Here is a 16,221-nt window from a genome sequence, read left to right as displayed (position 1 = left end):
CGGCGCACGGGAAACCGGTGATCGCGGTCTCCGGACTGCGCAAGACCTACGGCGCCGGCGAGACGGCCGTGCACGCGCTGCGCGGCGTGGATCTCACGGTGTGGCCCGGCGAGTACGTGGCCATCATGGGTGCTTCGGGCTCCGGCAAGTCGACGCTGCTGAACATGCTCGGCTGCCTCGACGTCCCGACGTCCGGCCAGTACCTGCTGGACGGCTTCGGCGTCGGCAAGCTGAACGAACGGCAGCTGGCGTTGCTGCGCAACCGGAAGATCGGTTTCATCTTCCAGTCCTTCAACCTGGTGCCGCGGACGTCCGCGCTGTCCAATGTGGAGCTACCGCTCGTCTACAGTGGACTCCGCCGGGCGGAACGCCGGCGCCGCGCGCTCGCCGCGCTCGACATGGTCGGGCTGTCCGACCGTGCCAAGCACCTGCCGAGCGAGCTGTCCGGCGGGCAGATCCAGCGCGTCGCCGTGGCGCGGGCGCTGGTCACCGGCCCGGCGATGCTGCTGGCCGACGAGCCGACCGGCAACCTCGACCGCCGCAGCACCGAAGACGTCCTCGGCGTGTTCGACCGGCTCAACTCCCTCGGGCGCACCATCGTCGTCATCACGCACGAGGACGAGGTCGCCGCGCACGCGCGGCGCGTGGTGCGGGTCGACGACGGCCTCATCGTGTCGGACGAGATCACCCGCGCGGTCGGAGCGCTCACGTGAACTTCATCGAAATCCTGCGCTTCGCCGTCCGCGGGCTCACCGCGAACAAGCTGCGCTCGGCGCTCACCACGCTCGGCATCACCATCGGCGTCGCCGCGGTGATCCTGCTCGTCGCGGTCGGCAACGGCGCGTCGGCGGCCATCGCGGCCAGCATCCAGGGCCTCGGCACCAACGTCGTCAACGTCTCCCCGGCGCGCGGCGGCGGCCAGGGCGCCTCGGCGCGGCCGCTGACCGTCCAGGACGCGCACGCGCTCGTCGACCCGATCGGCGCGCCGGACGTCAAGGCCGCGTCCCCGGTGGTGAACACGACGGCGACCGCGACCTACGGGCAGACGTCGTACGACATCTCCAGCGTCGCCGGCACCGAACCGGCGTACTTCACGACCACCAACCGCGACCTCGCCCAGGGGCAGCTGTTCACCAGCGAGGACGTCACGGCCGCGCGCAAGGTCGTCATCCTCGGCCCGACGACCGCCGAGTCGATCTTCGGCAGCGCGGACCCGGTGGGCAAGAACGTGCTGCTCAACAGCATCCAGTTCACCGTGATCGGGGTGCTGCAGGCCAAGGGCAGCACCGGGCTGCAGAACGCCGACGACGTCGCCATCGCGCCGATCTCCGCGGTGCAGAACTCCCTGGCCGGCTACGGCAGCCTCAGCCAGATCGCGGTCCAGGCCACCAGCGCGGACTCGGTGTCGCTGGCCCAGTCGGAGATCACCGCGATCCTCAACGCCCGCCACGGCATCCGGCTCGGCGGCACCGCCGACTACCAGATCCAGAACTCCGAGCAGCTGCTCGCGACGCGGACGTCGGCGACCCAGACGTTCACCGTGCTGCTGGCGGCGGTCGCGGCGATCTCGCTGCTGGTCGGCGGGATCGGCGTCACGAACATCATGCTCGTCACCGTCACCGAGCGGATCCGCGAGATCGGCATCCGCAAGGCCATCGGCGCCCCGCGCGCGGCGATCCTCGGCCAGTTCCTCGCCGAAGCGACCATGCTCAGCCTGTTCGGCGGCCTGCTCGGCGTCGCGATCGGGCTGGTCGGCAGCCGGTTCACCATCTCCGGGATCAAACCCGTCGTGGTGCCCTCGTCGATCCTGCTCGCCTTCGCGGTATCCGCCCTGATCGGGCTGTTCTTCGGCAGCTTCCCGGCGAACCGGGCCGCCAAGCTCAGGCCCATCGACGCGCTGCGTCACGAATAAGGAGTCTTCGCATGTCTTCGTCCACGACGAACCCGCCGACCGCGGAGGAGATCGTCGCCAGCCCGGCGGTCGAGGGTGACCTCAACGCCGAAATGCGCCGGGCCGCGAAGCCGTTCTCCCGCACGACGCTGGTACTGGCGGGACTGGTCGTGCTCGCGATCGCGTTCGGCGGCGGTGCCTGGACGCACGCGGCGTTCGGCTCGTCGTCGTCCTCCTCCTCTTCGACGCCGAACCGCCCCACCGGAACCCAAGGCGGTCAGCAGGGCGGCACCGGCCAGCAGGGCGGCGGCTTCCGCGGCGCGGGCGGGCGCGGCACCACCGGAACCGTCGACCGCGTCGACGGCACCACGGTCTACGTGAAGACCGCGCAGGGCGACGACGTCAAGGTGTCCACATCGGACTCGACCACGGTCGGGGTCACCCAGCCGGGCAAGCTGGCCGACCTCAAGCCGGGCGCGACGGTCGTCGTGCAGGGCCAGGCCGGCGGCGACGGCACGGTGGCCGCCCAGGCCATCACCCAGCAGGCGGCGCGCTAGCCGGCGGCGACGGCGGCCGAACAGGACGTACCAGACCGTCCACACCGGACCGAACCACGACGCGGGCGGCGCCCACGGCGGCAGGTCGAGCCGCGCGTAGACGTCCTTGGCCGAGGTCGCGGCCAGCGCGCCGACCACCGCGACCACGGCGACCACGGCGAGGAAGCAGGCCAGCACCAGCCACGGGTTTCGCTGGGACGCACGATCGGTCACCGGCTGTTCCCCTCCCGGGCGGCGTCCGGCCATCCTGGGGCGGTTTGCCACACTGGAGGCGTGAGCACTGGAACCGAGCAGTCCAAGGCGTGGTTCGACCGCGCGAAGGCGGCCATCCCGGGTGGGGTGAACTCGCCGGTCCGGGCGTTCAACTCCGTCGGCGGCACCCCGCGCTTCATGGTCCGCGGCGAAGGCCCGCACCTGTGGGACGCCGACGGCAACCGCTACGTCGACCTGGTGTCGTCCTGGGGCCCGATGATCCTGGGCCACGCGCACCCGCACGTCGTCGAGGCGGCGCGCGCGGCGGCGACGTCCGGGCTGTCGTTCGGCACGCCGACGATCGGCGAGGTCGAGCTGGCGGAGGAGATCATCAACCGCGTCGAGCCGGTCGAGCAGGTCCGCCTGGTCAACTCGGGCACCGAGGCGACGATGAGCGCGATCCGGCTGGCCCGGGGCTTCACCGGCCGGTCGAAGATCGTGAAGTTCGCCGGGTGTTACCACGGTCACGTCGACGCGCTGCTCGCCCAGGCCGGCTCCGGCGTCGCGACGCTGGGGCTGCCGACGTCGCCGGGCGTCACCGGCGCCCAGGCCGCGGACACGCTGGTGCTGCCCTACAACGACCTCGACGCCGTCCGGCAGTCCTTTGTGGACAACCCGGGCGAGATCGCCGCGGTGATCACCGAGGCCGCGGCCGGGAACATGGGCGCGATCGCGCCGGACGAGGGCTTCAACGCGGGCCTGCGCGACCTGGCCCACGAGCACGGCGCGCTGCTGATCATGGACGAGGTGATGACCGGGTTCCGCGTCTCGGCCGCGGGCTGGTTCGGCCTCGAAGGCGTGGCCGGCGACCTCTACACGTTCGGCAAGGTGATGTCCGGCGGGCTGCCGGCGGCGGCGTTCGGCGGCCGCGCCGACGTGATGGCCAAGCTGGCCCCGGGCGGGCCGGTCTACCAGGCCGGGACGCTGTCCGGGAACCCCGTCGCGGTGGCCACGGGCCTCGCGACGCTGCGCGCGGCCGACCACGCCGTGTACGCGGCGCTCGACGCCAACGCGAAGCGGCTCGGCGACCTGTTCCGCCGCGAGCTGAGCGCCGCCGGCGTCGCGAACAACGTCCAGTACGCGGGCAACTTGGTAAGCGTGTTCTTCGGTGAAGCGCCCGTACGCGACTACGCGGGCGCGCAGGCATCCGAGACGTGGCGCTACCCGGCGTTCTTCCACGCGCTGCTCGACGCGGGCGTGTACGGGCCGCCGAGTGCGTACGAGGCCTGGTTTGTCAACGCCGCCATGGACGACGAAGCGTTCTCGGTGATCGAAGCGGCCCTGCCCGCGGCGGCGCGCGCGGCGGCGGAGGCGGTCAAGTGACCACCGTCGTCCACATGCTGCGGCACGGCGAAGTGCACAACCCCGAGAAGATCCTCTACGGCCGGCTGCCGGGCTACCGGCTGTCCGAGCGCGGGCAGCGGCAGGCGCTGACGGTCGCCGAGGCCGTCGCCGGGCACGACCTCGTGCACGTCGTCGCGTCGCCGCTGCAGCGGGCGCAGGAGACGGCCCGCCCGATCGCCGCGGCGCACCGCCTCGACATCGCGACCGACGAGGGCCTGATCGAGGCCGGCAACCAGTTCGAGGGCCTCCACGTGGCGGTCGGCGACGGCGCGCTGCGGGAGCCGAAGCACTGGCCGAAGCTGGTCAACCCGTTCAAGCCATCCTGGGGCGAGCCGTACCTCGAGATCGCGCACCGGATGCTCGGCGCGGTGCACCGGGCCCGTTCCGCCGCGGAGGGGCACGAGGCGCTGTGCGTGTCGCACCAGCTGCCGATCTGGACGTTGCGCCGGTTCCTCGAGGGCAAGAAGCTGTGGCACGACCCGCGCCGCCGCCAGTGCTCGCTGGCGTCCCTGACGTCGCTGGTGTTCGACGGCGACGAGCTGCGCGAGATCGTCTACAGCGAGCCCGCGGGGACGACGGACCCGAAGGTGACCGGGGCATGAAACGGCTGGTCGCCGGGCTGGCCGCGCTGCTGGCGCTGGCCGGCTGCAGCGCGGGCAAGGACGCGGTGGTGCAGGGGAGCAGCTTCAGCTTCGTCTCCCCGGGCGGCAAGGTCGACATCACGTACGACGTCGCCCAGCGCCAGACGGCCCCGGTGCTGGCCGGCGAAGACCTGATGAACGAGGGCAAGCAGCTGTCGCTGGCCGACTTCCCGGGCAAGGTCGTGGTGCTCAACCTGTGGGGCCAGTGGTGCGGACCGTGCCGCACGGAGGTCCCCGAGATGGAGGCGGTGGCCCGCCAGGGAGTCCAGGTGGTCGGCATCGACGTCCGCGACCCGGCGCGCGAGGTGGCCCAGGACTTCGTCCGCGACCGCAAGCTGACGTACCCGTCGATCTACGACCCGGACGGCCGGGTGCTGCTGAAGCTGAGCGGCTACCCGCGCAACATCATCCCGTCGACGATCGTGCTGGACAAGCAGCACCGCGTGGCGGCGGTGTTCCTGCGGCCGGTGCTGGCCCAGGACCTCCTCCCGGTGACCCAGCGCCTGACGGCCGAAGCCTGACCGCGCCGAGGCACCCAACGGGCAGCCGGAGACAGAACCCGCACCCCAGCCAGACCCCGCCCACCACCTCGATCCGAAGCCAGAACACGGACGGGAGTGCCGGGTCAAGGCATCTTTCCCGCCTTGACGCGGTGCGCCCGTCCGTAGTCAAAATCGGGCTTCGGGGTGGTGGGCCACCGCACGGCCGCTTGAGGCGGCACGGCCGGGACCAAGGTCCTGAACTGCTGTGACCGAGGTCCTGTGAACCGGCCCCGGAGTTCTCACCAGGACCTCACTGCCTACCCTCAACGGGGTGAACTCCGTGACCGAGCTGGCGATCTCCGGACCGCTGCTGCTCGCCGCGGGCGTCGCGCTGCTGGCCGGGACCATCTCCTTCGCCTCGCCCTGCGTCGTGCCGCTCGTGCCGGGGTACCTCGCGTACCTCGCCGCGCTCGTCGGCGCGGACGCTCCCGCCGTCAGTGCGGACGAGGAGCGCAAGAAGGGCCGGTGGGCCGTTCTCGGCGCTGCCCTGCTCTTCGTGCTCGGGTTCACCGTCGTCTTCGTCGCCACGCTCGGCACGCTCGTCTGGCTGGCCGACACCCTCGTCGTCAACCAGGACCTCCTCCAGCGCATCGGCGGCGTCCTCACCATCGCCATGGCGCTGGTCTTCCTCGGCTGGATCCCCGGCCTGCAGCGCGAGGTGCGCTCGCACCGCGTCCCCGGTGGCGGCGTCTGGGGCGCCCCGGTGCTCGGCGCCATCTTCGGCCTCGGCTGGACGCCCTGCATCGGCCCGACGCTCTCGGCCGTCACCACCCTGGCCAGCGCCACGGGCGGGGCCGAGGCCCGTGGGTACCTGCTGATCGCCGTCTACTGCCTCGGCCTCGGGCTGCCGTTCCTGCTCATCGCGCTCGGCGCCCGCTGGGCCGTGCGCGCCACCGACTGGGTGCGGCGGCACGGGCGCCAGGTGCAGATCTTCGGCGGCGTGCTGCTGATGATCGTCGGCATCCTGCTGGTCACCGGCGTCTGGGGAGATCTGATGGGCTGGCTGCGCAACGAGCTCGCGGGCAACCTGGAGCTGCCGCTGTGACGACGACCGAAGCCCCTCCCAAAACACCGCAAGGACCGACGCCCGCCAAGCGCACCTTCGCCTTCGTCCGCAACACCTGGCGTGGCCTGACGTCGATGCGCACCGCGCTCGTCCTGCTGTTCCTGCTCGCCCTGGCCGCGCTGCCCGGCGCGCTCCTGCCGCAGCGGAAGCTCAACGCCCCCAAGGTCGACGAGTACATCGCCGCCCACGGCTGGTGGGGCACCCTGCTCGACAAGCTCGAGTTCTACGACGTCTACTCCAGCATCTGGTTCTCGGCGATCTACCTGCTGCTGATGATCTCACTGGTCGGCTGCCTGACGCCGCGCAGCTTCGACTACGTCAAGGCGATGCGCGCCAAGCCGGTGCTGACCCCGCGCAACCTGTCGCGGATGCCGCACTACCGGCTCGGCCGCGGCAAGTCCGACGTCACCGCCGAGATCGCGGCCGTCCACAAGCAACTGTCGGGCTGGCGCCGCGTGGAGCGCGAAGAAGCCGACGGCGTCCGCACGATTTCCGCCGAACGCGGGTTCCTGCGCGAGACCGGCAACCTGCTCTTCCACTTCAGCATGCTCGGCCTGATCGTGTTCTTCGCGCTCGGCAAGCTCTACGGCTACGAAGGCCAGGTCATCGTCCAGGCCGACGGCAGCTCGTTCTGCAACTCCGGCATCTACAACTACGACTCCTTCAACGCGGGCCTGCGCGTCGACGGCACCGACCTCGACCCGTTCTGCGTGAAGGTCAACGACTTCACCGTGCGGTACACCCCGGCCGGCGAGCCGGAGTACTACCACGCGAACATCCAGTACCAGTCCGGCCCGGATCTCGACACGAACACCTGGCGCCCGTACGGCCTCGAGGTCAACTCGCCGCTGCGCACCGCCGGCGACCGCGTCTACCTGCTCGGCCAGGGCTACTCGCCGCAGTTCACGGTCACCTTCCCGGACGGCAGCAAGCGCACCCAGAACACCCAGTGGCGCACGGTCGACCCGACCACGATGCTCGCCGAGGGCGCGACGAAGTTCGACCAGCCCGGCATCACCGACGAGGTCCAGCGGCGGACCCGCCAGCTGGCCATCACCGGCCTGTTCGCCCCGACGTCGTTCCTGCACGGCAACGTCCTGACGTCGTCGGCGCCGGAGCTGAAGGACCCCGCCGTCGCCGTTGACGTCATGCGCGGCGACCTGGGCCTGGACGCCGGGCGCGGCCAGTCGGTGTTCGAGATCGACCAGTCGCTCGTGGACGACGGCAGGCTGAAGAAGATCGCCCGCGAGAACCTCAAGGTCGGCCAGGAGATCAAGCTCGACGACGGCACGAAGGTCCGCTTCGACGGCGTCAACCACTGGGTCTCCCTGCAGGTCTCCCACGACCCGACGCAGGGGTTCGTGCTCGGCTTCGCCATCGCGATGTTCCTCGGCCTCGGCGCGTCCCTGCTGGTCAAGCGCCGCCGGCTGTGGGTGCGGGTGAAGCCGGGGACCGAGGACGACCCGGGTACCGTGATCGAGGTCGCCGGACTGGCCCGCACCGACCAGGCGGGGTACGGCGAAGAGTTCCACAAGATCAGTGAACGCCTGATCAGTGGTCAGAAGGGCTGAGGCATGCCGATCAACGAGACGCTGTCGCAGTACAGCGACTGGCTGTACACCACCGCCGCGGCGATCTACGTCGTCGCGCTGATGATGACGCTGGTCGAGCAGGGCTTCGGCGCCAAGGGCCGGCTCGCCACCGAGCGGGCGAAGCTCCGGGCGCGCGAGCTCGTCGGCGCCGGCGGGCCGCCGATCGAGGAGGCGGAGGCCGCGCAGCGCACGACCGGCCGCCCCGAGCGGATCGGCAAGATGGGCGCGTCGCTGCTCGTGCTCGGCGCGTTGCTGCAGCTGTCGGCGATCGTGCTGCGCGGGCTCGCCGTGCACCGCGCGCCGTGGGGCAACATGTACGAGTACGGCATGGCGGTCACCTTCATCACGGTGGTCACCTGGATCGTCGTGATGTCGAAGTTCCCGGTCCGGCACCTCACCGGCTTCCTGCTGCTGCCCGTCGTGATCCTGATGTTCATCAACGGGACGCTGCTGTACACGACCGCGGCGCCGGTGCAGCCCGCGCTGCAGTCGTACTGGCTGGTCATCCACGTCTCGGCGGCCATCATCGGCTCCGGCGTCTTCCTGGTGCCGGGTGTCGCGAGCGTCCTTTACCTGTTCCGCGCGGCCTACGAGAAGGACGAGACCAAGTTCGCCCGGTTCGCCTCGAAGCTGCCCGCGGCCGACGTCCTCGACCGGATCGCTTACCGGACGACGATCTTCGCCTTCCCGGTCTTCACCTTCGGCGTGCTCTGCGGCGCGGTCTGGGCCGAGTCGGCCTGGGGCCGGTTCTGGGGCTGGGACCCCAAGGAGACCGTCGCGTTCATCGCCTGGGTGATTTACGCGGCCTACCTGCACTCGCGGGCGACGGCGGGCTGGCGCGGGGCGCGCGCCGCGGCGATCAACATCGTCGGGTTCGCCGCGATGATCTTCAACCTGTTCTTCGTCAACCTCGTCACCGCGGGCTTGCACTCGTACGCCGGGGTGGGCTGAGCGGACCGCGGGTCCGCCGACTACCGTCGTCATCAGGGGGCGTGATGTCGGGCGGAGTGCGCGGAGGTTTACACCGGTGACCGGACCCAGCGAAGAATCGGCTCCTGGCCACCCCGAACAGGCCGAGAAGCAGCCTGAGGCGAGCCTGTTCGCCGAAGACCGGACGGATTCGCACCCGCATCCGGAGCCGCCGGCCGCGTTCGACACGCAGCCGACGCAGGCCGTCGCGCCGCCGCCTAACCCGGCGGTGTCCGGGCCGCACCAGGTCAACCCGGCCGTGTCCGGGCCGCACCAGGTGCCGAACCCGGCCGTCTCGGGGCCGCACCAGGTGCCCCAGGGCTACGGCTACGACCAGAACCTCCCGCCGCTGCAGCCGCAGTACGCGCAGGGCCAGTACCCGCAGCAGCCGCAGCAGCAGGCGTCCGGCCTGCCGCAGCCCCAGGGCGGCCGGCACGCGGCGCCGCAGCAGCCGGGCCACGGTCACGACCTCTCGACCGCGCACCTGGTCAAGCAGGTCAAGCGGCCCCCGCAGTCCGGCTGGCGCAAGGCCGTCTACGTCGGCTCGGGCAAGCTGATCAACCCCGGTGAGAGCCCGGCGGACACCCAGCGCCGCGACCTCATCGCGCGCGTCAACCAGCCGCTGCGCGGCTGCTACAAGATCGCGATGCTGTCGCTCAAGGGCGGCGTCGGCAAGACGACGGTGACGACGACGCTCGGCGCGACGTTCGCTTCCCTGCGCGGCGACCGCGTGGTGGCCGTGGACGCCAACCCGGACCGCGGCACGCTGTCGCAGAAGCTCCCGCTGGAGACGACGGCGACGGTCCGCCACCTCCTGCGCGACGCGGCCCGCATCACGCGCTACAGCGACGTCCGGTCGTACACGTCCCAGGGCGCCAGCCGGCTGGAAATCCTCGCGAGCGAGCAGGACCCGGCCGTGTCCGAGGCCTTCTCCGAGGAGGACTACCGGCGCACGGTCAACCTGCTCGAGCACTTCTACAACATCGTGCTCACCGACTGCGGCACCGGCTTGATGCACTCGGCGATGAAGGGCGTCCTGGACGTCGCGGACGCGCTGGTGGTCGTGTCGTCCGGCTCGGTCGACGGCGCCCGCAGCGCCTCGGCGACGCTCGACTGGCTCGAGGCCCACGGCTACGGAGAGCTGGTCAAGCGCTCGGTGGCGGTGATCAACTCGGTCCGCCCGAAGGGTGGCTCGGTCGACCTGGACAAGCTGTCCGCCCACTTCGGGGCGAAGGTCCGCGCGGTCTGCAAGATCCCGTTCGACCCGCACCTGGAAGAGGGCGCGGAAATCGAGCTGGACCGCCTGTCCGGCGACACGCGCTTGGCGCTGCTGGACTTGGCGGCCACGGTGGCCGACGGCTTCGCGACCCCGCTCTCGCAGGGCTACCGCTGACGGGCTAGCCCTCCTCGTCCCGGCGCTTGCGCTGCTGTTCGGCCAGCTGGCGCAGGAAGTCGGGGTCGTCGTCCGGGGCGATCGGAGCGCGGCGCGGCGGCGAAGTGACCATCCGCTGACCGGCGAAAGACCGCCACAGGAGCAGGGCGACGACCAGCGCGCCGACCGCCGCGAGCAGAGCGAGCATGCCGGATCCTTCCGTGTGGGTCCCCCGAGGTTAACCCGTCGGACCGGGTTTCGGCCCGAACCCCGGCGAGCGGGGTGACGACCGGAACACGAACGGCCGCGTGCGGGGCGGGGGCGGTTCCCCTTTCCCTGAACACGGCTCCGGCGTGCGGATGGTTCGCGAGGAGTCGTTCAAACCCCCGGAAACAGCGAAGGGCCGCGCGGGCCGGGGAAGTCCCCGTGCCCGACGCGGCCCGCGCCGGAACTCCTTCAGGCCTTGCGGGCCGGTTCGCTGGCGTCCGTGGTCAGCTCCGCGAGGAGCTCGTTCACCTCGGACTCCCGGAACCGCCGATGCCCGCCCGGGGTCCGGATCGAACCGATCCGGCCCGCCGTAGCCCACCGGGTGACCGTCTTGGGGTCCACCCGGAACAGTGCTGCCACCTCACCAGGGGTGAGCAGGCGTCCGCCCATCGTCGCGGTCATTTTCCGCCTCCTTAACGACCTCACTGCTATACCGGAGGCAATCCGGGCCCTTCTGGCCCGTCGCGCCGGGGTAGCCAACACGGCAATCGTTGCACTTCACCCGTCGGGTACTCGAACGGTTGTCCAAGAGTAAAGAGCCCTTAAAGGTCAAAACGGACAGGTTGCTTACGTTGTGCAACTATTGTCGTGGTGACATGACGTGCGGAGATGTCGTTCGCCTGGGGCATCGGTCGCGAGGCGTGGTCTCAATGGGGGATTGTCCAACCGCATAGAGTGATCCTGTGGATCAGTTGGACCGGAAGATCATCGCAGCGTTGCGCATCAACGGACGGGCCACCTACGCCGACCTCGGGCGAGCCGTCGGGCTCTCCGCGTCGTCGGTGCACGAGCGGGTGGGAAAGCTGGAAACCGCCGGCGTGATCACCGGCTACCACGCCGTCGTCGACCCGAACTCGGTCGGCCTCGGCGTCACCGCCCTCGTCAGCATCCACCCGACCGACACCGCGACGGAGGACGACGTCGCCGACGCGCTCGCGGAACTCGACGAGGTCGAGAGCTGCTACGCGGTGGCGGGCGACGAGGCCTTCGTCGTCAAGGTGCGGGTGTCGACCGTCGACGAGCTGGAGCGGACGCTCGGCCGGCTCCGGCGCATCCCGGGCGTCGGGCGGACGAACACGACCGTCGTGCTCTCGACGCGCTTCGAGGGCCGCCCGAACAACGCGGGCCTGCAGAAGGACCGGGCGGGCGGGGCGTAGCCTGCGTTGGTGTGAGCGACGAGAAGGCCGGCACCCTGCCGCGTGACCTGACGCTGTACCTACTGGCGCGGTTCGTGCTGGTCGGCGTGATCGCCTGGGTGCTGACCCTGGTCGGCGTGCCCCTGCTGGTCGCGCTGCTCGTCGGTCTGGTCGTCGGGCTGCCGCTGGGCCTGCTCCTGTTCCGCCCGCTGAACGCCCGCGTCACGGCCGGCCTCGCGAAGCGCAACGAAAAGCGCGCCCGGGCCCGTGCCGAGCTCCGCGCCCAGCTGCGCGGGGACGCTCCCGGGCAAGCCGAATGAGCCGCCCGCACGCCCGCAGCTGGGTCCGCGAGGCCGTCCGGATCATCGAGGCGGACGCGAACCGCAGCGCCGACACCCACCTGCACGTCTTCCCGCTGCCCCCGGAGTGGGGCATCGACCTGTACCTCAAGGACGAGTCCGTCCACCCGACCGGCTCGCTGAAGCACCGGCTGGCCCGCTCGCTGTTCCTCTACGGGCTCGTCAACGGCCAGATCGGCCCGGACACCGTGCTCGTCGAGGCGTCCAGCGGGTCGACGGCGGTGTCCGAGGCCTACTTCGCCCGCATGCTCGGCCTGCGCTTCATCACGGTCGTGCCGCGCAAGACGTCGAAGGAGAAGATCGCGCTCATCGAGTTCTACGGCGGTGAGTGCCACTACGTCGACGAAGCCCCGGCGATGTACCCCGAGGCGGAGCGGCTCGCGGCCGAAAGCGGCGGGCACTACCTCGACCAGTTCACCTACGCCGAGCGCGCGACGGACTGGCGCGGCAACAACAACATCGCCGAGTCGGTCTTCGCGCAGATGCGCTCGGAGCGCCACCCGATCCCGACGTGGATCGTCGTCGGCGCGGGCACCGGCGGCACGAGTGCGACCTTCGGCCGGTACGTCCGCTACAAGCGGCACACGACGAAGATCTGCGTCGCCGACCCGGAGAACTCGTCGTTCTACGGCGCCTGGGAGACCGGCGCGCTCGACTACGCGACCGGCATGCCGTCGCGGATCGAAGGCATCGGCCGGCCGCGCTGCGAGCCGTCGTTCGTGCCCGGCGTCATCGACGAGATGTTCCAGGTCCCCGACGCGGGCTCCCTGGCGGCCATCCGGCTGCTGCGCGAGCGCACCGGGCACTGGGCGGGCGGCTCGACCGGAACGAACCTCTACGGCGCGTTCCGGCTCATCTCGCGGATGGTCGAGGACGGCCAGGCGGGCAGCGTCGTGACGCTGCTCTGCGACGGCGGCGAGCGGTACGCGCACACCTACTACAACGACGAGTGGATCGAGGCCCAGGGCATGGACCTGGCGCCGCACACGGCGTTGTTCGAGGAGTTCCTGGCGACCGGGAAGTTCTTCGCCCCGGAGGACTAGAAGCTCAGCGCCACGGCGGCGAGCACGGCCCAGGCGAGCATCGCCAGGCCGGTGTCCCGCAACGCCGGGATCAGCGCTCGCCCCTGCTGCCCGCCGGCGACCGCGCGGACCGACTTCAGCAGCATCGGCGCTGTCACCAGGGTGATCAGCAGCAGCGGGTGGAAGATGCCGAGGACCACGCTGAGCACGTACGGCACGGCGAGCAGTACCAGGTACAACCGCCGCGTGCCTCCGTCGCCCAGCCGGGTCGCCAGCGTGCGTTTGCCGGACTCGATGTCCGTCGGGATGTCACGCAAGTTGTTGGCCGTCAGGACTGCCGTCGAGAAGCTGCCGACCGCGACCGCGCACGCGAGCGCTGCCCAGCTGACCCGGCCGGCTTGGACGTACACCGTGCCCAGGACGCCGGCCAGCCCGAAGAAGACGAACACGGCGATTTCGCCGAAACCGTAGTAGCCGTAGGGCTTCTTGCCGCCGGTGTAGAACCACGCGCCGAGGATGCACAGCGCGCCCATCACCAGCAGCCACCAGTGCCCGCTGCTGACGACGAGCACGAGCCCCAGCACCCCGGCCAGGCCCAGCGCGACCAGTGCGGCGGTCAGCACGGCCTTCGGCGCGGCGACCCCGGACCCGACCAGCCGCAGCGGGCCGACGCGGTTCTCGTCCGTGCCGCGGATGCCGTCGGAATAGTCGTTGGCGTAGTTGACGCCGACGATCAGCGAGAGGGAGACGAGCAGCGCCAAGGCCGAACGCCACCACGAGAACGCGTCCAGCGCGACCGCCGCGCCGACCCCCGCCACCACCGGCGCCACCGCGTTCGGCAGCGTCCGGGGCCGGGCCCCCTCGATCCACTCGTTCACTGTCGCCATGGCGTCATTCAACGCCATGTCGATCAGTGCCCGGAGAGACCCCGGGAAGTCAGTTCGTGGTCGGCAGCTGCCAGGTCAGCTGGCCGCTGTTCGGGTCGGCTCCGGGGCCGTCGGCCAGGGCCGAGCCCGCCGGCAGGAGGACCCCCAGCGCGACTGCGGTGCCGATCAGAGCGGTACGAATCCAGCGCGTCATGGTGCGTAGCCAAGCGGGTGCACCGCGTACATGTCAACGAAGTGCCGCCATTCAGCTGCGCAAACCCGACTGAAGTCGCGCCTTGACCGCCGCCCGGTCGATCTTGCCCGGACCGCGAAGTGGCAGCTCAGCGGCGTATTCGACGCGTTTCGGCGTCGCCGCCACGCCCAGTTCGGCTCGAACCGCGGCACGCAGTTCGTCCGCTTCGCGCGGTTCACCCTCCGGGACCACCAGGGCCACGACGGCCTCGCCCCACTTCGGGTCCGGCAGGCCGACGACGCACGCGTCCCGGACGCCCGGCTGGGCGCCCAGCACGCGTTCGATCGCGTTCGCGGACACCTTCACGCCGCCGGTGTTGATCATGTCGTCGGCTCGGCCGAGGACCTCGATCCGGCCGTCGTCGTGACGAACCCCACGGTCGGACGTCGTGAACCAGCCGCCCGAGAAGGACTCCGCCGTCAGGTCGGGCCGCCGCCGGTAGCCGTGGGCGAGGACGTCGCCGGCGATGCGGATCCGGTCGCCCTCGACGTCGACGCGGACGCCGTCGAGGGGGAAGCCGTCGTAGACGCAGCCGCTGGCCGTCTCGCTCATGCCGTACGCGGGCACGATCCGGACCCCGGCGTCGGCCGCGCGCTCGCGCAGCGCCGCCGACGTCGCCGCCGCGCCCACCACGATCGCGTCGAACGTCTTCGCCGCGGCCAGCCCGGCGCCGCCGTCGTCCAGGAGCCGGACCAGCTGGGTCGGCACCAGCGCCGTGTACCGCGGGCCGCCGGTGAGCTTCGTCGCCGCGGCCGCGAAGTCGTCCGGCCGGAAGCCGGTGCCGGTCAGGAACACGGGCTCGGTGCCCGCCAGCAGCGACCGGACCAGCACCTGCAGCCCGCCGATGTAGTGCGCCGGCGTCGCCAGGAGCCAGTGTCCGGGGCCGCCGAGGCGGGCGTGCGTGGCTTCGGCGGACGCGGTCAGCGCGCGGGCCGACAGCAGCACGCCCTTGGGCGCGCCGGTCGAGCCCGACGTGGCGATGACCACGGCGGTGTCCGGCTCGGCGGGCTCGTCGGGGGCCATCGCGTCGCGCAGCGCGGGGTCGGTGAACGGCAGGACCGCCGGGCCGCCGCCCAGCGCGTCCGCGACGGCGTTCTTCAGCGTGGTCAGGCTCGACGGCGAGCCGTCGAGGGCGATCGGGCGCAGCTCAGTAGTAATAGGGGACGTCCTTGAAGTCGGGGTCGCGCTTCTGGAGGAACGCGTCACGGCCTTCGACGGCTTCGTCCTGCATGTACGCCAAGCGGGTGGTCTCGCCTGCGAACAGCTGCTGGCCGACCATGCCGTCGTCGGTGAGGTTGAACGCGTACTTGAGCATCCGCTGCGCCGTCGGCGACTTGCGGGTGATCTCCCACGCCCAGGTCAGCGCCTCTTTTTCCAGGTCGGCGTGCGGGACGACCGCGTTGACCGCGCCCATGTGGTGCATCTGCCCGGCGGAGTACTCGCGGCCGAGGAAGAAGATCTCCCGGGCGAACTTCTGGCCGACCATCTTCGCCAGGTACGCCGAGCCGTAGCCGCCGTCGAACGAGCCGACGTCGGCGTCGGTCTGCTTGAACTTCGCGTGCTCGGCCGAGGCGAGCGTGAGATCGCACACGACGTGCAGGGAGTGCCCGCCGCCCGCGGCCCAGCCCGGCACGACCGCGATCACCGGTTTCGGCAGGAACCGGATCAGCCGCTGGACCTCGAGGATGTGCAGCCGGCCGGCCCGCGCGGGGTCCACCGTGTCGGAGGTCTCGCCACTCGCGTACTGATAGCCGGAGCGTCCGCGAATACGCTGGTCACCACCGGAGCAGAACGCCCACCCGCCGTCCTTGGGCGAGGGGCCGTTGCCGGTGAGCAGGACGCAGCCGACGTCCGAGCTCATCCGGGCGTGGTCCAGCGCCCGGTAGAGCTCGTCGACGGTGTGCGGGCGGAAGGCGTTGCGGACCTCCGGACGGTCGAACGCGATGCGCACCACGCGTTTGCCGCCGCGGCTCTCCGCGGAACGGTGGTAGGTGATGTCGGTGAAGGCGAAACCTTCGACCTCGGTCCACGCGGCGGGGTCGAACAGCTCGGAAACTCGGGCGTCATCCACGTTTGGGAGAATAGGACCTGT

19 protein-coding genes and 1 pseudogene are annotated in these 16,221 nt (G+C 71.1%); 13 read left to right on the top strand and 7 right to left on the bottom strand.

Going from position 1 to position 16,221, the window contains the following annotated elements:
* The first annotated feature begins 17 nt into the window (after positions 1 to 17).
* From ACZ7OH_RS10965 to ACZ7OH_RS10955, 3 genes are read left to right on the top strand one after another with little or no spacing between them, the layout of a single operon-like run.
* Positions 18 to 713, top strand: a complete 696-nt coding sequence (locus ACZ7OH_RS10965; RefSeq protein WP_400900992.1) for an ABC transporter ATP-binding protein — start codon at positions 18 to 20, stop codon at positions 711 to 713.
* Positions 710 to 1,912 carry an ABC transporter permease gene (locus ACZ7OH_RS10960; protein WP_470280633.1) on the top strand — a complete coding sequence of 401 codons (1,203 nt, stop codon included), beginning with the start codon at positions 710 to 712 and terminating at the stop codon, positions 1,910 to 1,912. The genes ACZ7OH_RS10965 and ACZ7OH_RS10960 overlap by 4 nt, the downstream gene beginning before the upstream one ends.
* An 11-nt stretch (positions 1,913 to 1,923) precedes the next feature.
* A complete protein-coding gene (locus tag ACZ7OH_RS10955; RefSeq protein WP_470280632.1) occupies positions 1,924 to 2,448 on the top strand; it encodes a hypothetical protein in 525 nt (174 codons plus the stop codon).
* 27 nt (positions 2,449 to 2,475) lie between these two features.
* Here the strand turns inward: ACZ7OH_RS10955 and ACZ7OH_RS10950 are convergent.
* Positions 2,476 to 2,694: pseudogene (locus tag ACZ7OH_RS10950) on the bottom strand (tryptophan-rich sensory protein); the annotation flags it as partial.
* A 27-nt stretch (positions 2,695 to 2,721) separates the two neighbouring features.
* Between ACZ7OH_RS10950 and hemL the strand changes: the two are divergent.
* From hemL to ACZ7OH_RS10915, 7 genes are all read left to right on the top strand, one after another.
* Positions 2,722 to 4,023, top strand: coding sequence for a glutamate-1-semialdehyde 2,1-aminomutase (hemL, locus tag ACZ7OH_RS10945; RefSeq protein ID WP_470280631.1), 1,302 nt, complete (start codon positions 2,722 to 2,724; stop codon positions 4,021 to 4,023).
* Positions 4,020 to 4,646 (top strand): histidine phosphatase family protein, encoded by a 627-nt coding sequence (locus tag ACZ7OH_RS10940; protein ID WP_470280630.1) that lies wholly within the window; start codon positions 4,020 to 4,022, stop codon positions 4,644 to 4,646. Before hemL ends, ACZ7OH_RS10940 begins: the two co-directional genes overlap by 4 nt.
* A complete protein-coding gene (locus ACZ7OH_RS10935) occupies positions 4,643 to 5,206 on the top strand; it encodes a TlpA family protein disulfide reductase (RefSeq protein WP_470280629.1) in 564 nt (187 codons plus the stop codon). Before ACZ7OH_RS10940 ends, ACZ7OH_RS10935 begins: the two co-directional genes overlap by 4 nt.
* A 292-nt stretch (positions 5,207 to 5,498) precedes the next feature.
* Positions 5,499 to 6,272: a cytochrome c biogenesis CcdA family protein gene (locus tag ACZ7OH_RS10930; protein WP_400900978.1), complete on the top strand. Its 774-nt coding sequence runs from the start codon at positions 5,499 to 5,501 to the stop codon at positions 6,270 to 6,272.
* The gene (resB, locus tag ACZ7OH_RS10925) at positions 6,269 to 7,864 is read left to right on the top strand and encodes a cytochrome c biogenesis protein ResB (protein ID WP_470280628.1); all 1,596 of its coding nucleotides are present in this window, start codon (positions 6,269 to 6,271) and stop codon (positions 7,862 to 7,864) included. The genes ACZ7OH_RS10930 and resB overlap by 4 nt, the downstream gene beginning before the upstream one ends.
* Positions 7,865 to 7,867: 3 nt before the next feature.
* Positions 7,868 to 8,836, top strand: coding sequence for a c-type cytochrome biogenesis protein CcsB (gene ccsB / locus ACZ7OH_RS10920; RefSeq protein WP_470280627.1), 969 nt, complete (start codon positions 7,868 to 7,870; stop codon positions 8,834 to 8,836).
* A gap of 76 nt (positions 8,837 to 8,912) precedes the next feature.
* Positions 8,913 to 10,247 (top strand): MinD/ParA family ATP-binding protein, encoded by a 1,335-nt coding sequence (locus tag ACZ7OH_RS10915; protein WP_470280626.1) that lies wholly within the window; start codon positions 8,913 to 8,915, stop codon positions 10,245 to 10,247.
* Positions 10,248 to 10,251: 4 nt separating this feature from the next.
* On the opposite strand, the gene ACZ7OH_RS10910 is transcribed toward ACZ7OH_RS10915, so the two are convergent.
* Complete coding sequence (locus ACZ7OH_RS10910) at positions 10,252 to 10,434, bottom strand: hypothetical protein (protein WP_086677865.1); 183 nt, start codon at positions 10,432 to 10,434, stop codon at positions 10,252 to 10,254.
* 248 nt (positions 10,435 to 10,682) lie between these two features.
* The gene (locus ACZ7OH_RS10905) at positions 10,683 to 10,895 is read right to left on the bottom strand and encodes a BldC family transcriptional regulator (protein ID WP_072474890.1); all 213 of its coding nucleotides are present in this window, start codon (positions 10,893 to 10,895) and stop codon (positions 10,683 to 10,685) included.
* Between the two features lie 281 nt (positions 10,896 to 11,176).
* On the opposite strand from ACZ7OH_RS10905, the gene ACZ7OH_RS10900 reads away from it, so the two are divergent.
* Genes ACZ7OH_RS10900 through cds1 form a run of 3 tightly spaced genes read left to right on the top strand, consistent with a single transcriptional unit; the run spans position 11,177 to position 13,031 of the window.
* Positions 11,177 to 11,650: an Lrp/AsnC family transcriptional regulator gene (locus ACZ7OH_RS10900; protein ID WP_400900970.1), complete on the top strand. Its 474-nt coding sequence runs from the start codon at positions 11,177 to 11,179 to the stop codon at positions 11,648 to 11,650.
* An 11-nt stretch (positions 11,651 to 11,661) separates the two neighbouring features.
* Positions 11,662 to 11,949, top strand: a complete 288-nt coding sequence (locus ACZ7OH_RS10895) for a DUF4229 domain-containing protein (RefSeq protein WP_400900968.1) — start codon at positions 11,662 to 11,664, stop codon at positions 11,947 to 11,949.
* Positions 11,946 to 13,031: an L-cysteine desulfhydrase Cds1 gene (gene cds1, locus ACZ7OH_RS10890; protein WP_470280625.1), complete on the top strand. Its 1,086-nt coding sequence runs from the start codon at positions 11,946 to 11,948 to the stop codon at positions 13,029 to 13,031. Before ACZ7OH_RS10895 ends, cds1 begins: the two co-directional genes overlap by 4 nt.
* Here the strand turns inward: cds1 and ACZ7OH_RS10885 are convergent.
* The 4 genes from ACZ7OH_RS10885 to ACZ7OH_RS10870 are packed head-to-tail and all read right to left on the bottom strand — an operon-like array spanning position 13,028 to position 16,200.
* Entirely contained in the window at positions 13,028 to 13,897 is an 870-nt protein-coding gene (locus tag ACZ7OH_RS10885; protein WP_470280624.1) for a 1,4-dihydroxy-2-naphthoate polyprenyltransferase, read from the bottom strand. The genes cds1 and ACZ7OH_RS10885 overlap by 4 nt on opposite strands.
* 49 nt (positions 13,898 to 13,946) lie before the next feature.
* On the bottom strand, positions 13,947 to 14,090 hold the full coding sequence (locus ACZ7OH_RS10880) for a hypothetical protein (protein WP_400900962.1): 144 nt from the start codon (positions 14,088 to 14,090) through the stop codon (positions 13,947 to 13,949).
* A 51-nt stretch (positions 14,091 to 14,141) separates the two neighbouring features.
* Positions 14,142 to 15,275 (bottom strand): o-succinylbenzoate--CoA ligase, encoded by a 1,134-nt coding sequence (menE, locus tag ACZ7OH_RS10875; RefSeq protein ID WP_470280874.1) that lies wholly within the window; start codon positions 15,273 to 15,275, stop codon positions 14,142 to 14,144.
* Between the two features lies 1 nt (position 15,276).
* Positions 15,277 to 16,200 carry a 1,4-dihydroxy-2-naphthoyl-CoA synthase gene (locus ACZ7OH_RS10870; protein WP_470280623.1) on the bottom strand — a complete coding sequence of 308 codons (924 nt, stop codon included), beginning with the start codon at positions 16,198 to 16,200 and terminating at the stop codon, positions 15,277 to 15,279.
* Between the last annotated feature and the right edge of the window lie 21 nt (positions 16,201 to 16,221).

The sequence above is a fragment of the Amycolatopsis sp. NPDC114478 genome (genome assembly GCF_055633805.1).
This window is presented reverse-complemented; position numbering and strand designations above follow the sequence as displayed.